The 16,553-nt window shown below is 44.2% G+C and carries 20 protein-coding genes; 1 reads left to right on the forward strand and 19 read right to left on the reverse strand.

The genetic code is table 11. The features are described from left to right. Positions 1 to 153: IS3 family transposase (locus C558_RS33395; RefSeq protein WP_018755727.1), on the forward strand; the 153-nt coding region annotated here is incomplete at its 5' end. 235 nt (positions 154 to 388) lie between these two features. Here C558_RS33395 and C558_RS0125555 read toward each other — a convergent pair. The 19 genes from C558_RS0125555 to C558_RS35035 all read right to left on the reverse strand — a co-directional run bounded on the left by C558_RS0125555 (position 389) and on the right by C558_RS35035 (position 16,410). After that, positions 389 to 826 carry an LSm family protein gene (locus C558_RS0125555; RefSeq protein ID WP_018759142.1) on the reverse strand — a complete coding sequence of 146 codons (438 nt, stop codon included), beginning with the start codon at positions 824 to 826 and terminating at the stop codon, positions 389 to 391. Positions 827 to 1,011: 185 nt separating this feature from the next. After that, entirely contained in the window at positions 1,012 to 1,359 is a 348-nt protein-coding gene (locus C558_RS0125560) for a VOC family protein (RefSeq protein WP_026264138.1), read from the reverse strand. A gap of 357 nt (positions 1,360 to 1,716) precedes the next feature. Next, positions 1,717 to 2,055 (reverse strand): hypothetical protein, encoded by a 339-nt coding sequence (locus C558_RS0125565; protein ID WP_018759144.1) that lies wholly within the window; start codon positions 2,053 to 2,055, stop codon positions 1,717 to 1,719. An 87-nt stretch (positions 2,056 to 2,142) separates the two neighbouring features. Next, on the reverse strand, positions 2,143 to 2,751 hold the full coding sequence (locus C558_RS31910; RefSeq protein ID WP_211220800.1) for a hypothetical protein: 609 nt from the start codon (positions 2,749 to 2,751) through the stop codon (positions 2,143 to 2,145). A gap of 342 nt (positions 2,752 to 3,093) precedes the next feature. After that, positions 3,094 to 3,789, reverse strand: coding sequence for a stalk domain-containing protein (locus tag C558_RS0125580; protein WP_018759147.1), 696 nt, complete (start codon positions 3,787 to 3,789; stop codon positions 3,094 to 3,096). 29 nt (positions 3,790 to 3,818) lie between these two features. Further along, positions 3,819 to 4,952, reverse strand: a complete 1,134-nt coding sequence (locus C558_RS0125585) for a TolB family protein (RefSeq protein ID WP_245583876.1) — start codon at positions 4,950 to 4,952, stop codon at positions 3,819 to 3,821. Positions 4,953 to 5,009: 57 nt separating this feature from the next. Further along, complete coding sequence (locus tag C558_RS0125590) at positions 5,010 to 5,207, reverse strand: hypothetical protein (RefSeq protein WP_018759149.1); 198 nt, start codon at positions 5,205 to 5,207, stop codon at positions 5,010 to 5,012. Continuing rightward, positions 5,200 to 6,735: a sensor histidine kinase gene (locus tag C558_RS0125595; RefSeq protein ID WP_018759150.1), complete on the reverse strand. Its 1,536-nt coding sequence runs from the start codon at positions 6,733 to 6,735 to the stop codon at positions 5,200 to 5,202. Before C558_RS0125595 ends, C558_RS0125590 begins: the two co-directional genes overlap by 8 nt. Next, a complete protein-coding gene (locus tag C558_RS0125600) occupies positions 6,736 to 7,422 on the reverse strand; it encodes a response regulator transcription factor (protein ID WP_026264139.1) in 687 nt (228 codons plus the stop codon). 222 nt (positions 7,423 to 7,644) lie between these two features. After that, entirely contained in the window at positions 7,645 to 8,481 is an 837-nt protein-coding gene (locus tag C558_RS0125605; RefSeq protein ID WP_018759152.1) for an alpha/beta hydrolase, read from the reverse strand. A 46-nt stretch (positions 8,482 to 8,527) separates the two neighbouring features. Beyond that, a complete protein-coding gene (locus tag C558_RS0125610; protein WP_018759153.1) occupies positions 8,528 to 8,926 on the reverse strand; it encodes a nucleoside 2-deoxyribosyltransferase in 399 nt (132 codons plus the stop codon). A gap of 223 nt (positions 8,927 to 9,149) precedes the next feature. Then, on the reverse strand, positions 9,150 to 9,932 hold the full coding sequence (locus C558_RS0125615; RefSeq protein ID WP_018759154.1) for an AraC family transcriptional regulator: 783 nt from the start codon (positions 9,930 to 9,932) through the stop codon (positions 9,150 to 9,152). Between the two features lie 187 nt (positions 9,933 to 10,119). After that, a complete protein-coding gene (locus tag C558_RS0125620) occupies positions 10,120 to 10,566 on the reverse strand; it encodes a GNAT family N-acetyltransferase (RefSeq protein WP_018759155.1) in 447 nt (148 codons plus the stop codon). Between the two features lie 153 nt (positions 10,567 to 10,719). Continuing rightward, positions 10,720 to 11,841 carry an aminopeptidase gene (locus tag C558_RS0125625; RefSeq protein ID WP_018759156.1) on the reverse strand — a complete coding sequence of 374 codons (1,122 nt, stop codon included), beginning with the start codon at positions 11,839 to 11,841 and terminating at the stop codon, positions 10,720 to 10,722. Positions 11,842 to 12,040: 199 nt separating this feature from the next. Beyond that, complete coding sequence (locus C558_RS0125630) at positions 12,041 to 13,387, reverse strand: hypothetical protein (RefSeq protein WP_018759157.1); 1,347 nt, start codon at positions 13,385 to 13,387, stop codon at positions 12,041 to 12,043. 4 nt (positions 13,388 to 13,391) lie between these two features. Next, on the reverse strand, positions 13,392 to 13,946 hold the full coding sequence (locus tag C558_RS0125635) for a sigma-70 family RNA polymerase sigma factor (protein WP_018759158.1): 555 nt from the start codon (positions 13,944 to 13,946) through the stop codon (positions 13,392 to 13,394). Positions 13,947 to 14,178: 232 nt separating this feature from the next. After that, a complete protein-coding gene (locus C558_RS0125640) occupies positions 14,179 to 15,294 on the reverse strand; it encodes a hypothetical protein (RefSeq protein ID WP_018759159.1) in 1,116 nt (371 codons plus the stop codon). Between the two features lie 86 nt (positions 15,295 to 15,380). Further along, positions 15,381 to 16,298: a GNAT family N-acetyltransferase gene (locus C558_RS0125645; RefSeq protein ID WP_018759160.1), complete on the reverse strand. Its 918-nt coding sequence runs from the start codon at positions 16,296 to 16,298 to the stop codon at positions 15,381 to 15,383. Then, positions 16,279 to 16,410 (reverse strand): hypothetical protein, encoded by a 132-nt coding sequence (locus tag C558_RS35035; RefSeq protein WP_281167146.1) that lies wholly within the window; start codon positions 16,408 to 16,410, stop codon positions 16,279 to 16,281. The genes C558_RS0125645 and C558_RS35035 overlap by 20 nt, the downstream gene beginning before the upstream one ends. Between the last annotated feature and the right edge of the window lie 143 nt (positions 16,411 to 16,553).

Genomic DNA, 16,553 nt, shown 5'->3' on the forward strand with positions numbered 1-16,553 from the left:
AAGACAGAAAAGATCTATCTTACTCGCCCCAAAACAGCTGACTCGCTTTACACAGCGATTGAAGAATACATAGAGTTTTACAACCACAACAGATTTCAGAAAAAACTAAATAACCGTCCCCCGGTTGAGTACCGGGAAACGGCCGTTGCATAATCTGACTTTTTTTCACTGTCTACTTGACGGGGGTAAGACCATTTCAGCGGACTTCATTCGGACAATGTTCTTGTCAACCGACAATTTGGTAGGTGTGTATCTTCATGGGACCAAAACATGTAAAAGAGGTTGTTTGTTTCGTTTTTTGATTGAATATAACCAAAATACTCTCATAATAGTACGATGTAGATAACCAGCTTCGCTGACAACTTAGTCTGCAAAGCTGGTTTAATCCTTAAACGTTAAACATTTCCATAATCGGCATAATGGATCTGATCATTCCAAAGCCCATCCTCATTAAAGGAAATGCTTTTCCCATAAATCCCATGATGCTCCCTAAGCCTCCAAAGCCCCCACCTATTCCACCTGCTGCGCTTCCTCCACCGATGCCACCGGCGCCGGGATTCATAGCACCGCCAAACATCGAACCGCTCCCAATCATTGACCCCAACATACCTGGTATAAAACTGGAAACCCGAGCTTTGCGTACACCTTTGTTAGAAATCAATTTTGTCTTCCGCGTGCTACTCTGTCCGGACAAAATCAATTGCCCTCTCTCTGCACCTGTGACCCAACCAACATAAGAGCGCCCGTTCTTTAATTCGATATATACTGGTTGACCTATCCATTGCTTTGCGCTGTTCCTTGTCATCTTGGATTTTACAGCCATCATTCATCACCTCTTTTCTACAGGTATTACAATCTATTCAGGCAGTAGCAAGCCGTCTCTACGCACGTGCCGTATGAAACTATAATGTTAGGAATTGGTCAAGATGAATGTGTTCGTACTAGTAGAGAAAACGACAGCCCATATGCTGGCTGCCGTTTGTTCAACATCATATGAATAATTACAACCCGTTATTTCTCCCAGAGCTCAACCAGTCTACCTTCAGGATCTTTAATCCAAATAAACTTACCAAATTCACTAATCTCTTTTTCCTTTACAAGAGGTACACCAATTTGTTCAAGATGATTAATAGTCTCGTTTAGATTATAAACTTCGAAATTTAACATCACTTGTTGTTCTGTTGGGAAGTAAAGGTCATCTTCAGTAAAGAAAGAAAAGATAGTTTCATTTCCTGAATGGGGTTTAATAATAGTCCCATTCCAATTTTCTATTTCAATCTTCAGCACTTCACTGTACCATTTTTTTATAGCATCTAGATTTTTAGTCCTCCAAAATATTCCCCCGAAACCTTTTATCATCATAATAAACTCGCTCCCTTCTCTAATTTCTATAATTTTTCGATTAAATTAGAAATTCAATAAATAAAAACAAATTCCTTCTTCAACGAACCTGTCCGTTAGCGCAACGCGGCTACCGATCCATACTGGCAGCCGCGTTTTAGTGAATTTATCAAGCTATAGTGTACGTTAGTTTAATAGAATTATTATGATCAACTGCCGCAGAAACTACTCCTTCTGTCGCTTACCTCAGCGAATAACCCACTTTACTGCAACGACATCCCATAAAGTGCCAAAAATTTGCGCATCAAATTATTCGACAGCGTCAACGCCTTTTCACGATTGGATGCAGGTGCCGAAATCATATATCCCTTGTCGCTACGAACTATAGATGTCAACTCCTTCAACAGCTCCCCGTTGATAATAGTGAAAATAAGGATACGCCATTACACCCCAGCCTTCTCTTGCAAAATGTATTTCCAGCTTGCGCTGATCAAGTGGCACTGGAATTTGTTCGCCGACAATAGTCACTTCCCCTTTGAATGTATGTTCACCCTTCAGGCTCGTATACAATTTGCCCTGAATTACTACCGTCACTGGTTCCGTACTCGCCTTCGCACCTTTAGCGCTAAGCTGATACTTAATACCCGTCAACGTTGCGTCGATTGAACGAGGAAACGTCTTATATACGATCCACGCCGCGCAAATAACAATCACTATTAATCTGATTAATATTATCCGCCTTTTCATCTAAAAACAAGCACCGCCCCGAATAAATGAAGTAGCACTTAACATACTTTTATATTACTCTCCTCCAATATGAAACACACCAATTACGGTTTCACCATCAACGTCATACAGCGGAATATCACGACCATCTGGTGATCTACTGTTCTGTATCGCAATGGCTTCCTCGGGTGATTTTGGTAACTCACCGTCTAAGTCTTTTTTCAGCACATATCCTGCAGTGCCATCCACACCCATAGCGCTGATTAACTCAGGTTCCGATTCTGGAGAAGTAGCATCTGCGATAGATCCGTATGTTTGTCCGTTATTATTTTTAGGAAAATTCATATTCTTAGCGCCAATATGAAAAGAACCAATTATCGTTTTCCCATAAACATCATATAGTGGGACATTGCCAGGTTCACCGAGATAATCTTTTTTCAGCATATACCCATTAATGCCATTCACACTTCCTGCATGGATTAAATCAGGTAGCATTTCAACGGAGGTGGCTTCTTCAGCAGAACCGTATGTCTGTCCATGTTCATTTTCAGGATAGTTAGGAGAATTTGTGTGGCTTTGATTAGTCGTACTTTTAGCATATGTGCTTTGGAATACCATTACACCTCCCACTAAACAAACGATAAAAACCACACCAATCAATATTCTAATGCTTTTAGAAAACATCCTCACATGTGTTCACTCCTAAAAGTTTTCTCGCTCTTCACTCAATAGCCGTTGTCCCGTCTGTTTCACTTCTTTAACGAAACCAAATAATGGAAAGTTGCACGTGATTTCAGATACGCTACCGAATCCAAAAGCCAATCGAACAAGGTCATCCGGTCCATTCATCGAATGCCCTTTTTTCTGTTAATTTATTACATTTCGTGACTGGATCAAGGTTAACATACTACAGCACCTAATACATCAACAAGTGACGTTTCCGATTTAAGCAGATAAAAAAGAACCCCCTAACCAGGAGTTCTTCTTCGTTTAAAAAAAACTGTACTGTTGCGATTCCTCGATTCCTTACTTCAGTTCAGCTACGCTAACAGCGACCTGTTCAATTTGGCTGCTGCTCAGAGAACCATCAGGGGAGCTGATCGTCACCGTCCGGTCGTCCAATTGGAAACCTAACAGCGGCGTTTTGGAAGGCGTATACCACTTCGCGCTCACGCCGTTGGACAGCTTAACCTCCTTGGATTTATAGCCATCGGAATAATCCCGCGGCGACACATTCACGGTCATATGCTTAAAGATCAGATTGACTCCATCGCCTGTAGCTGCCGCTTTAACGTAGCTGTCGTTTTTGGCCATTTGCTGTGGAGCATAGGCCGTCTCAAAGGACTCAAACTTAGCGTAAGCCTCTTTGATGGCCTTGATTTGTGTTTCGCTGTAATGGATGGTTGTCCATTTATCTGCGGGGTTACCGCTGTCCTGTTCTGTTTCAAGCCGAATTTGCTGGCTAGCGGCATCGAATCCTACTTGGATTCCAGCCAGGTTGGCGATGGCCCGCACCGGCAAATACGTCGTATTCTGATAAGTGATTGGTGTCAGCTTTTTGCCGTTACTATCCGTTAAGGATTGATCGGATCCGTTTACGTTAAAGGTAATGCCGTGATTCAGATATGCGTTGATCTTCTCCAGCTTACTTCCGGCATATACGCCGGCGGCTCCCGATAAAGTCATTCCCAATACGATGGCGGTCACAAGTGTTTTTTTCACAATGAATCTCTCCTTTTTTCTAAACCATATCATTTTTTGAAATCCACAATATGAGTGACAATTAGCTTCTCTTTATCATCCACGGTAATGCCCAGCCTCGTGCCAGAAGGGTTCCAGCTCAGCGGGTATACCGGATAATACGATAACCCTAGCGGCGATACCTTGCCAGAGACTGTATCAAAGATATAGATCCCATTCATGCCGCCTTTATCCTCGGTATAGACCGCGAAGGCCAGCTTGGAGGAATCGGGGGACCAGGACTGATGGGACAGCAAATCGCCCTTACCGATCAACAAACCTTGTACATGACCACCCGTGTCGTAGATGAGCAGGCGCGAGTCTTCCTGCCCGCCGCTTCTCGCGGTGGAGACGGCGATCCGCTGACTGTCAGGGGATAGACTCATAGTTGAGACGTCCTTAGCAAGCAGGGTTGGCCGGGATTGTGTGGGGGTGAAACTCTTCATGCGGCTCTTGGCATCGGTGTAGTAAATCTTCCCGTTGCCCGTAGCAAATTCGGTGAAGATCTCAACATCAGGATCCAGCAGCTCGATCTTCTTCCGGGTACCGTCCACGGAAATGTTCCATATCTCGCCCCGGTCTTTCATCGAGCCGGCGGCAAGTACATAGGAGTCATTATTGAGCCAGCCGCCCACTTCCATATAATTGTCAACCGCGACCTCATGCCGCTCCCCTGTAGCCATATTTTTGATCTCGTTCACGGCCTTATATTTGTCCTTCCAGGTCTGAATGAAGCTATATTTCCCATCCGGCGATAGGAAAGTTTTGATGACTTCTCCCTGGTCCGCGCCTGTCTGTTCCTTGATGCTCTGCCGATCGCCAGTCTCCAGATCGAGACGGAACCGATGGTAGCTATATTGTGCTTCCTCCGTCGCGGTGGCCCGTTTCTCTACCGTGGTGACTTGAATCTCCAATTCATGGTCTGAGAGCCATTTCTCGATATTTGCGCCATTTACCTGATGTATGCGCTGAACGGCAATGCCCTGTTCAGTAGGCGGTTTGCTCTCTTTGACGACTGTCAGTTCACGCTTTCCTCCTCCCGCCGGGGAGCTGGGTTGGCCAGTTGTATCCGGCGTGTTGCCTACTTGTGCTGTACTGTCCTTCCGCTCTGCGTCACAGCCGGATAAGATGCCGACAGTCAGCAAGGTCGCGGCAATCAGACCGGCGATGTACTTCCCTTTGTTCATCAGGGACCTCCTGCTTCAAAAATTATTCAGACCCGGGCCGCTTGATCCAGTTGTTGTCTCCTTTCGATCCAACCCGATGTAAAGCTCCTCCATGGCCTTTAGTATATAGAGACAATATTGCATAAACATATCCGACTTGTAACGAACTTGTAAACAATCCGGGTAGCCGGCATTGTCTGAATCATTGCGAAAAGCCCGGATGATCTCATTCATTCCGGGCTTCGTCATTTGGTGTATATATTATCCTCTCCGAGCCGAAGGCATGCAGTAGAAGCTCCACCCTGAGTCGCGATCCGTCCGGTCCCGTCTCTACAAGCTGTACCGTTCCACCTTGCTTCTCGGTCAGATTGCGAACCAGAGCTAACCCAAGTCCAGTTCCGCCGCTCGCTCTTGACCGGTCTCGACTGACCGTATAGAACGGATCGAAAATTCGGGATACGGCGTCCTCGGGAATACCGATTCCCGTGTCGGTAACCTCAATGATCATCCGGTGTGTTCCATCTGCTGACGCTGCCGTGTAGTTCAGCAGGTGAACTTGTCCCCCTGGGCGGTTATATTTGATCGCGTTGTCCAGTAGATTGAGCATGATGTGCATCACGTTCTCAGGATCAGCCCACACTTCACCATCAACAAGCGAAGTATGAATTGTAACCCTGCAGTTGTCCGCCTTTCCTTGCAGCCTGGCCACAGCTTCTTCTAGCAAGGGCCGCAGCGGAACCGCTTCTGCCTGTGTCTCAAATTCGTAAACGTCCATCGCTGACAACTGTAGCGCCTTCTCCACAAGACCGTACAGTCTCTGTGCCTCCACATGGATGCGTCTTCCGGCATCGTCCAGTAGGGCAGGATCATCGCTGTACATTGCCAACAGGTCGGCGTACGCGATAATCGATGTTAACGGCGTCTTTAGCTCATGGCTGATATTTCCGATGAACTGTTTTTGCTGCTGCTCCAACTCTCGCAACCGTCCTACTGTTTCAATTAACTTCTGCTTCTCTTCATGCAGGGCACCGACAGACGTGGAAATCCTGCTGCTCATGTCATAGATTCCTTGTGCCAGCTCGCCTAGCTCATCCTTTCTGATCACTGAAGGGGCCGACAGATAATCCCCTTGACCAATTTGCGATGTAGCCCTGTTCAGCCGGGCAATGACACTGACCTGCCGCCGAACATACACGTACCCGATTAGGAATCCGACACCCAGCACGATGGCACCAGCAAGAAGAAACAACTGGCGAATGCGAGCGTAAAATGCATTTTGCTCGGCAAGCGATGCGTGAAACTGCACCGTGCCGAGACGCTGATCGGCATTATACAACGGTGCGAGGAACAATAGTTGGTCTCCTTCGGTAATGTATGCCGACTGTCCCTGAGCCGTAAATTGCAGCGCATCCTGAACATCGGCTCGAGGCTGAAACGGCAGCGAGGTGCCAGCAAATGAGCCATCCACCGTATACAGCGTCACCGCCATACCGCTTTGCGCGCCCAAATCCACAGCCAGCCGTTGACCTGTCTGCTCCATAAACTGATCCGGTGGAATCCTGCCTCCGGACAGATATTCCTCCCGCACACGCAGATTGGCGGCTTCTGCCTGTTGGGCAAAAGATTGCTCCAGCATCGTTCGCTGGTTCTCCCGGATGCCGCTCAGCACCAGCACGCTCAGGCAGGTTACGATAAATACGAGCAACAGAGCGAGAAACAACGATATTCTCCCCTTCAAGCCGAGCCGAAATTTGCCGGTCATCTAGGGTGACCCCGTGCTTTTATAGCCAATGCCGTAAACGGTCTGAATGAGTCCGTGGTGACTGCCCAGCTTTTTGCGCAGACGCTGCACATGGATGTCCACCGTGCGGGTACCACCTGCAAAATCCATATCCCATACCTGCTCCAGTAGCATTTCCCGTGAATAGACCCGCTCCGGATTGCGCATAAGCAACACCAGTAGATCAAATTCCTTCGGCGTTAAGTCGAGCAGCTCACCTTGAATAGATACCGCACGGCTGAACAGCTCGGCGGACAGTGCTCCCAGTCTCAACACATCCTGCTGCTCCTGTTGCATTTGCTCCACATAACCTCCCCGACGCGATAGCGCCTTGACTCTGGCCAGCAACTCCCGCATATCAAAGGGCTTGGTCATGTAATCGTCAGCGCCTAACTCCAGACCCAGCACTTTATCGACAATATCATCTTTGACAGTCAGCAACAGAATCGCAGGCCGCGGCCGACCATCCAGCTTGCGGCATACGTCATAACCGCTTACACGAGGCATCATGACATCGAGCACCATCACCGTGGGCTGGAACGTCTCCACCTTGTCCAGCGCTTCCTTGCCGTCCGCAGCCATCTCCACCTCATACCCTTCCCTATGCAACGCATAAGCTACAGCCGCTCGAATGCTGCTCTCGTCATCCACCACAAGTATTTTGATCATGAATATCTCCTCGCATGCTTTGTTCCCTGTATTATACCAAACAAGATGAAACGGTTGCACGGTCCTTAATCTCCACGATCCAGACACGATCCTACCTGTTCATTAGTATAGAAAAGGCTGCCATCCGGCAGCCCTAATGCAATTGAATTATCGTATCCCGTAAGCGTAATGACTCAACGCAAGCAACCTTAGTTTATCTTCGATCGAACTTTTGCAATCTAGCTATTGTAATAGCCACTTAAAAGCAACAGGAAATAATCCCTTCCAGGTATCCTCATGGTGCCTTCCTTCTCTAACAACATCAAAATATACTCCATTTTCAGCAGCTCCTGACTGATTCAAAGTTGTATAGGTAAGCGCTGCTAAATCATTCACTAATTTGTTGTTCGAAGGATGATCGATTTCATTTGCGCCAATGCTTATGTATATTTTCATATCTTGATTTATTTTTCTTGAAGTAATGAGATCTATTAATTGGCCTTGTTCTTGCCACATCATTAAAGAAAAGGCCCCAACCTTCCCGAAAACATCTTGATGTTTAACGGCTGCAAACAATGAAATATACGCTCCAAAAGAACTACCAGCAATGATTGTACTTTCAGGTTCTGGAAGGGTCCTATACTGGCTGTCGATAAAAGGTTTTAATGTTTCAACCAAGAACGCAATATAGTACTCGCCTTTTCCGCCGAATTGGTATTCTTCATTTAAATGCACGTTATATTCATTATTCCGTTCTTTATTCCCGCCGTGATCAATCGCTACCACGATTGTCTCGAGTGATTCATCTTCAATCGACAATTTTTCTAGGGTCTCATCGACCTCCCACTCTGTTCCATTGGATGTTACTTTATCAAAGACATTCTGACCGTCATGAATATAAAGAACCGGATAGTGTTTACTGCTATTCTCATATCCCCTAGGTAGGTATATCCAAACTCTTCTTTCAACGTCTAACTGAGGTATGTAGAAGTCATCGATGATTCTTACATCACCTGTTATGGAGTGGCCTTCTGACGGAGAAAATACGCTTCTCCAAGGTTTAGCCATGATCGCTTTCATTCAATACGCCCCCTGAATTTTTGAATCAGAAAATAATAAATTCACATTAGTTGGATGCTTGGTACGCTAGACAGACAGAATCTATCAACTCCTCTAATGAGCCAATAATCTGTTCAATTTTGTCTATATGATAAAAAGTACATGTGGTTCCGATATCATTAATTTCATGTGCTGAGGAGTATAAATATATTTTCTTTTTCGCTCCTATAGCAATTCCTAACTCTACATGGCTCCCTTTCCCCGCTGGAAACATAACAATTACAACATCTGCATCCAAAACCCCTGTTACTTCTTCTTGGCCAATTTTACAGAGTTTTGATATGGAGTCTATGTTTGAGTGTGTTGTCCAATCGTACGTTTGTATAAACCCACGGGATTTTAAACTTTCAGCAACTCGCCGTACATTTTCTATATTTTTGAGACTAGATGCAATGTAAAATTTCACATGCTTCCCCCGTTCCATTTCTTGAGTAGTTATATATTAACACATATTGGAAGTATCCTGAGCGTTAGTTAAGTAAAGACAGCCGACACAAAAAGCCGGCTGCCTTCAAATGTTTTTATTGAACTATCGTGTCCCGTAAGCGCAATACCTACATTTCTGGTTGTGCAAATGTACGACGGGTACCCAATGAATAAATACATGCGTGTCGCATGGAGTAAAAAAGTTATTTTTTCTTTACCGGTATCCAAATCTCCCCAGTAACATACTCTGCCGTTCCATAATACATCTCGAAACTAGGACCTTCAACCTGTTCGTATTCCGATGTCGGAAACCATTCGGAATAAATCCGTCCCCATAACTTTATTAAATCACATTGCGGTTCCGGGAAAATCGCCCACCTCACCATGTATTTAAAAGATGTTCCAGTATGATCATATAAGGCAGCGTGCAAGATGGTGTTACTAAAGCGTCCCAGTAATCCATTCATCCCTTCAACACTGCCATCTACATCACATTGTTGACGGAATTGAGCAACTTCAGCATATACTTTTTGAGGATCGGAATTGACCAGACCATAAGCTCCAAACATCTCAAAAGGCCCTTTTGATTCGATACGGTAATTCATTTCGATATCTCCTTTTATTGAAATATGAAAGGACATTCGAGGATAGGCTTTTAGAGAAACGCCTTTATCGCGCGCAGATATCGGTATTATCCCATGAAGATTCTTAAACGCCCGTGCAAACGCTTCTGGCGAATCATATCCATATTTCATAGCTACATCAATAACCTTTGTATCTGTTGTCTGCAGTTCAAATGCTGCCAATGTCAACCGTCGACGTCGAATGTACTCCGATAACGATACTCCCGTAATAAATGGAAACATTCGTTGAAAATGATACGTAGAGCAACAGGCTCTCTGAGCTATTTCATCATATGAGATGTTGTCCGCTAGATTTGTTTCGATATATTCCATGGCGTTATTCATCCTGTCTAACCAATCCATCGTTTTCCCTCCTTTCAAGATAAATTTTATCGCAGATAAAAAATGAATACCGTGCATTTTCTGCACGAAAAAGTCAGCATGTCGAAGATAATAAAGAGTTATGATTTCGCTATGCTTGCTCCATAAATCTCTAATATCGCCACATCGCCTGAAGTCGATCCCAACAAATGTCTTTTCGAAATTTTTATTAGCGAGCAGATTCCATTCGTTTTATAAATCCAGTCTTAGTGCCCAGGTATCCTACTGACTCATAAAATTTATGTGCTTGTTCTCGGTTTTCACTAGAAGCTAAGATTATGTAAGAACAGTTCATTTTACTAGCAAAATCCTCAAGTGTAGCCATGAGAGTCTTACCAATCCCCTTTCCTTGATACGTTGACGAAACCACAACATTCTCTACCAACATATATGGTTGACACTCACCCACAATATCCAGGCATACGATTCCCATTGCTGTTCCAATTACCTTTTCGTCATTACATGCAACTGCAACGAAATAGTTTGGTTGTTTCGAAATAATCTCTAACTGATATTGCATCTTTTCAATGTTAGAATCAGTTCCAACAAACTCAATGAATAATTTAGACAAGTCATTAGCATCTTCAATTCCTGCTTTTCTCACTTTTATATCCACTTATTCAACTCCAACGAATTTTTAGTTATTCTTGCATAGATTTTGATAACGTTTGTGTATCGACGAACCAGAGAGGCTAATGGTGTGATCGTACAGAGCGGTGCTGGGACTTATATCTCGTCGCATATTTAGCTGGTTTAATGTAACGACCTTCTATGAATCCGAGACAAAAATCTCTGGATTTAATCCCTTGAGTTCATCAATTACAAAATATCCATCTTGCCTAACGAGAACATCATCAAACCACAACTGTCCTCCACCATATTCCGGTCTTTGTATGTATACAATATCCCAGTGTATCGAAGATAAATTTGCATCTTCGCATTGAGTAGGAGCAGTCCCTACTGCAAGATGAATACTACCCCAAATCTTCTCATCAAATAATATATCTTTCACGGGATTTGTGATATATGGATTCAGACCAATTCCAAACTCGCCAATATATCTTGAGCCTTTATCTGAATTAAGTATTTGATTCAATTTTTCAGTGTTGTTGGCTACTGCTTCAACAATTCTTCCATCTTTAAATGTAAACTCTACATTTTCAAATGTCGTACCTTGGAAGATCACAGGAGTGTTAAAAGTAATAAATCCATTGATTGAGTGTTTCTTAGGAATACTATACACTTCACCATCTGGAAGGTTTTGATGGCCAGCATCCATTGATACAGGCATATTTTTTATAGAAAAAGACAAATCAGTACCCTGTCCTACAATCCTTACTTTTTCTGTGGTTTTCATTAGATCAACAAGTTTCTTCATCTGTAAAGAAAGTTTGGAATAATCTAAATTACAGACATTAAAGTAAAATTCCTCAAATCGATCTGTTGACATATTAGCTGCTTGTGCTGCTGAAGCATTTGGATATCGCATAATGCACCAATTGGTCCTGTCCCATCGATATGCATGGACTTCATGATAATAATTCTTCCAATAAAGATCCATCTTCTCACGTTGTACCTCATTTAATTCATTAACATTCTGATCTGCTCTGATGAGGAGGTATGCATCCATTTCTTTCATTCGCTGCTTGTCAAAATTAGCCATAGATGTGATCTGTTCTAGAGAACAGTTATTTAGTTGAATTGCTAATACTTCATTGTCAAGAAACACAACAAAAGGAATTCCGCCCACATGATAAGCTTCTTCAACGATTGCCTTTGCTAAAAGATTTTCATGTCCCTCTACTTCGATGAGAAGTTTCTCATTCTTCTTGAGATTAAGTGAGTAATTCACTACGTTACGAGCAAGCAATTGCAATCTTTGATCCTTCATGAATACCCCTCCAGAAAGTCGTATTACCACCTAATGTCTTATGCACCAACTTCGTTAATTAATTTTATCAATGGAATATTATAGAAAATATATAATAAACAATTAGAAATTTTATTTACCCATAATGAGAGCGTAAAATATGATGCGTAGATAGTTAATAAAACAAAGATCTCGCTAGTCTACCAATCCATTACAAGTTTTATCGAAGATCGTTCAGAACCCAAGGACCTTTCACGACGATTTGCGGGTCCCCGATATAAAAGGATATATCCTTCTGACCCTGCTCGACGCTCAACCATTCGCTTTCGACCGTCCATGTGTTCTCGTTCAACTTTGTGCTGTAGGACATGCCGACGCCGTCCTTCGTGAAGAGCTTGTAATTTTGCAGCGATCTCGGCTGGTCAGCATCAAAATGAGTATTTACTTCAATACGCATACTTTTGGCATTTACGCGCTCCACTCGGGTGAACTCTATGGGGAAGCCGGCTAATTGGCTTGATACATGAATCTCTCTCGTTCCCTCTTCGGGAACTGGCAGGGTAACTTTAACATGTTCCGCTTCTGGATCTACGATCCGAATGGCAGGTATGACTAGCCGGTAATGGTCAGCTCCGATCGGGTCATCAAACAGTAATTCGCTCGGCTTGGTAAACCCAGTGTCCTTCTTTATTTGCAGCGAATGGGCTTGATCATCCGCAAGCTCAAGCTGCAGGCCTTCGGCAATCGGTTCTTTACCGTATGAATTGATAATCTGCCGTCCGGATAATAGAGTGAGCAAATTCACTTTGCGGCTTCTTCCGTCCAGTAGGGTCACGATGCCGGTAATCCGAATGCTGTTCCGCATGTCACTTGAACCAAAACCGGCCAAATCGTCCGCTGTCTTCGCTTTAGTCAGATGTAGTTTGCCGGTAGTCGTATTGCCAAATCTCAGAAAAGTGTTATCAAGTCCCTTGTATGGAATGATACCTTCATAGTAATATCCGGCCTGCCAAGGACCGTCGCCTCCCCATGATGCATTGCTCTGCTTGAATTCAAACTCTCCTTGCTCCGTTACCAGAAAGGCACTCTTGACGGCCACTGCCGAAATATTGTCTCCGCTTAAGGCGATTTGCCCACCTGCCCCTTGAACGAGCACTCCATCAACCGTGATCTTTCCGTTCTCTCCGATTGAGTCCAATGGCTTTGTCAGCACATAGGTCGTCTGTTCTGGATCATCGTTCTGCTGCACGAAGTCGAAGCCCGGGATAAATTGCAACACTTTCTTCAATTCTGCTCTGGCATCCGGCAAGAAGGAGATAAATGCCGTACATAGGATGACAGCGACGCAGGCGGCAGTCAACCATCTTCGGCGTATAGCCTTCCTGTAAGGTACCGCTTCTTTTTCCTTGTTGAAGTCCAATCGGGCGAATGTCTGCCTACTTATTCGCACCCATGCGGCTTCGTCCACTCCCTCGCCCGTAGGGTCGCTTTCCTCCAAACCATTTAATTCTTTCGGGTCGATCCCATCCATCCACTCGAATATATCTTTATCTTCAGTCCGAGCCATCGGTTTACTCTTGCCTCCCTTCGCTGTGTTTTGCTTTGAACATTTTGCGCAGCCTGTACAGGCGGTTCTCCACCGCTTTGCTGGTCAGCTTTAATCCCTTTGAGATCTGTTCCACTGATTCGTAGTAAAAATAGCGGCGGTAAAAGATTGTTCGGTCCGGTTCAGGTAGAGCATTGACCAAAGCAATCATGTCCGTGGAGGCTTCCTTCGATATCACCGTTTCTTCAACGCTCGCCTTATCCGTCATTCGGTCATCGAACTGATCCTCTCCCGGGCGTCTTAGCAGTTTCCGACGGGTGTCAAGCGAAGAATATTTGGCCAGGATCAGGAGCCAGGTTCGTAATGAGCCTTTCGCCGTATCAAACTCGTCGATTCGGCTCCAAGCAGCCAGGAAAATGTCGCTGACGCATTCCTCTACATCTTCCGACCGGCCAACCCCCTCCAAAATTCGGCTGACGAGGCCGTAAACCCTGTTCCCGTATCTGTCCATCAATCGCTCAAGTGCTGGTGGCAGGCGCAGTCGCAAGTCATCCACCAGTTGTTGATCGTCCTCGTTCATGTCCTCTCCCTTTCAACTTTTGGAATGCTTCCTTCATGTATAACTACGTAGTCGGAATCCGAAATCCCTCAAAATCATTCCAAAACCGTTCAATTCTCTGACAACGAAAAAAGAATAGACACGCTAACGCGATCTTATCGTCAATGCTATATAAGGTAGAATCATACCGCAATGAGACTATCGAGTAGGTCGTGATGGTTAGCGTACATTCGGACGAATTGAGCCAGCTGCCTTAACCTCTGTTTATATAAAATGATTCGAACTCGATAACAGAGTCGAACTGGTTCAAAGATACTCCTTCTGTTCTTAGGTGAATCTCCAACTTTTCTATAAGCTGCAGAACGGCTATTCTTAACGGTTCGAAATTTGTTGGATCCAACAGAGTGACAAGATCTGGATACCCATAACGATCGTAAAACTCTCGATGCTCGCCTAAGTCAACAATGCCAGGCCAACGTCCTTTTTCAGCAGCATACAATATTCGGGATAGCCCGTCTTGTACACCAATAGCAACGAAGAAAGCTGTTTCGTAATAGCCCTTTTCGCATGCGGTTAGCAGCTTGTTCATCATCCCCCTTTCTTCTTCGTAATACCCCTTCATTCGCTCTTTGTAAGAGCGAATGTCTTCTTGACTGTTTTGTCGCTCCGACATAAGGCGAAGAGTATCTGAAGTCAGTTTCTCACATGCCGATATAATTTCATCGGGAGTAGAACTCAACATCATGGTGTCGAGGTGTTCATCCAGTTGTTCAGGCTTAATGGGGAGATTTCTGATCTGCTCACGATAGTGGCCCCAACTGCGCTTGTAGTAGATTTGGTTTAAAAACCCAAGTGACTTAAAGATGTTTCTGGCTATCTCTTGAGTTTGGGTTCGACAATAGGATAGCTCCTTAGAGTGTTCTGAAAGTCGCATTTTAGCCAGGCTAATAAGACATTCTGTTAATACAGATTCGGCTTTGTTGATCATAGTAGGCGCTTTGGAGTCATTCCCCATGATGGCTATCTTTTCTCGAAGACCCATGAATTTAGAATAATCATCATCAGATCGTACATACAATAGTTCACAATCTGCAATAATTGTAGTACTCCACTCATCAGATGTTGCCATCCTTTCAGCACGCTCCCAACCGATTGGCCAAAAATCAAAGCTTATACCGTCGATTAGAAACTGGCATTCCACTTGTCTTCCTCTATCCGTGGCCGGAATGAAGAAGAAATCCAAATCCGACCGCTCCGTCGCTCTACCCTGCAAATATGATCCATAATAGCCAACGATAGCAACATCTTGGGGGTAATGAGTCTTAATATGCTTGACAATAATATCAGCTACGGCAAAAACATTAACCATCCAATAACCTCCTTGCTGTACGTCATTTTTGAATACGTTGGTAAGCATCAATCTGGCAGTATCCCGGTCTTATTAGACTAGTACAGTCAAGAAAACGACTTACACCATACAAACATACTTCCGAGTTCTTGGAAGCCAACCCTCGTGTAGACGCGAATCGCATCATCAGGTTCTGGATCAAGCGTCCACATTCCCCCATGATTGATATAAAGTTTACTGACGCCGGCATTTTTCAACCGACGCATACACTCGTACAACAGGTTAGTTGCCAATCCCTTTCTTCGATGCGTGGGAGCCGTTCCAAAAGGTTCGATAATTGCGATATTGTTCTCACTATCGAACCAGATATTTGCAAAGCCGACGACTTGATTCACCTCGTCTACTATAACCAAGTCTAAATCTTGATGATAGGTTGGACAGGACATCAAACGGTGGTAAATCTCCATATCCGGCGCTGTCAATCCCGCTGAACCGCTCATGATATTGACTTTTTGCTCTAAATCACCCGTCTCGATCGGACGCACCATGAAACCCTCGGGAAAACGAGGCTCTTGAATCACATTTTCTAAATCAATTACCCCGGAATACATGTACCAAGTATGCTGTTCGTATCCCCTAGCCTTCAGCGTCTCTACTCGGTGAAAATCTTCGACATAACTCCAAATATAAACCTCCTGTCCGCTGCGATCTTCAAGTGATGGACCACAATAGTATTGTTCCACCCAGGCGAATATTTCTTCTTCCAGATGAACGTACTCAGACCCAGTAAAGCAATAAACAATTCGATAATGCCCTGGCCAAATTGCGCCGATAATGGTCCCATTATCGATTTCGCAAACCATCAGATTTCGAAGGAATTTTTCACCACCGAAGGCGCGATTATAATCAAAATCCCCTAGACTCGGATAAAAACGGCGGGTTGGCTCGGCAAACTTTTGGGTGATTATCTTTCGGAGTTCCATGTAATCGCTCTCATCTCTGTATTTACGAAATTGCATTGACATGTCTTTCACTCCCCGTTTGCTTCAAATCACCTAACTTCAGCATATCATCCTTTGTAAATATTCTAAATTCTACTTCGCTCAAGCCAAAACACCACCATTTTTTAATTTTCATATAACAGTATTATTTTACCAATTTTTTGATAATTCGTTTGATAATAAATAGTTATAATCAATTTTTATCGGACCTTACAATAATACTCCTTAAGTCGATAATCACTACGTTGCCCGTAACTAGAGTAAAGGGCTCCTCATCAA

The organism is Paenibacillus terrigena DSM 21567 (assembly GCF_000374845.1).
Classification (GTDB): Bacteria; Bacillota; Bacilli; order Paenibacillales; family Paenibacillaceae; genus Paenibacillus_K; species Paenibacillus_K terrigena.

Excerpts from the sequence above, each read along its gene's own strand:
- C558_RS0125555 (WP_018759142.1), bottom strand. The coding sequence starts at position 826 with ATGATGGCTGTAAAATCCAAGATGACAAGGAACAGCGCAAAGCAATGG.
- C558_RS0125560 (WP_026264138.1), bottom strand. The coding sequence starts at position 1,359 with ATGATAAAAGGTTTCGGGGGAATATTTTGGAGGACTAAAAATCTAGAT.
- C558_RS31910 (WP_211220800.1), bottom strand. The coding sequence starts at position 2,751 with ATGTTTTCTAAAAGCATTAGAATATTGATTGGTGTGGTTTTTATCGTT.
- C558_RS0125590 (WP_018759149.1), bottom strand. The coding sequence starts at position 5,207 with ATGAATGAGATCATCCGGGCTTTTCGCAATGATTCAGACAATGCCGGC.
- C558_RS0125595 (WP_018759150.1), bottom strand. The coding sequence starts at position 6,735 with ATGACCGGCAAATTTCGGCTCGGCTTGAAGGGGAGAATATCGTTGTTT.
- C558_RS0125600 (WP_026264139.1), bottom strand. The coding sequence starts at position 7,422 with ATGATCAAAATACTTGTGGTGGATGACGAGAGCAGCATTCGAGCGGCT.
- C558_RS0125605 (WP_018759152.1), bottom strand. The coding sequence starts at position 8,481 with ATGAAAGCGATCATGGCTAAACCTTGGAGAAGCGTATTTTCTCCGTCA.
- C558_RS0125615 (WP_018759154.1), bottom strand. The coding sequence starts at position 9,932 with ATGGATTGGTTAGACAGGATGAATAACGCCATGGAATATATCGAAACA.
- C558_RS0125625 (WP_018759156.1), bottom strand. The coding sequence starts at position 11,841 with ATGAAGGATCAAAGATTGCAATTGCTTGCTCGTAACGTAGTGAATTAC.
- C558_RS0125630 (WP_018759157.1), bottom strand. The coding sequence starts at position 13,387 with ATGGCTCGGACTGAAGATAAAGATATATTCGAGTGGATGGATGGGATC.
- C558_RS0125635 (WP_018759158.1), bottom strand. The coding sequence starts at position 13,946 with ATGAACGAGGACGATCAACAACTGGTGGATGACTTGCGACTGCGCCTG.
- C558_RS0125640 (WP_018759159.1), bottom strand. The coding sequence starts at position 15,294 with ATGGTTAATGTTTTTGCCGTAGCTGATATTATTGTCAAGCATATTAAG.
- C558_RS0125645 (WP_018759160.1), bottom strand. The coding sequence starts at position 16,298 with ATGTCAATGCAATTTCGTAAATACAGAGATGAGAGCGATTACATGGAA.
- C558_RS35035 (WP_281167146.1), bottom strand. The coding sequence starts at position 16,410 with ATGAAAATTAAAAAATGGTGGTGTTTTGGCTTGAGCGAAGTAGAATTT.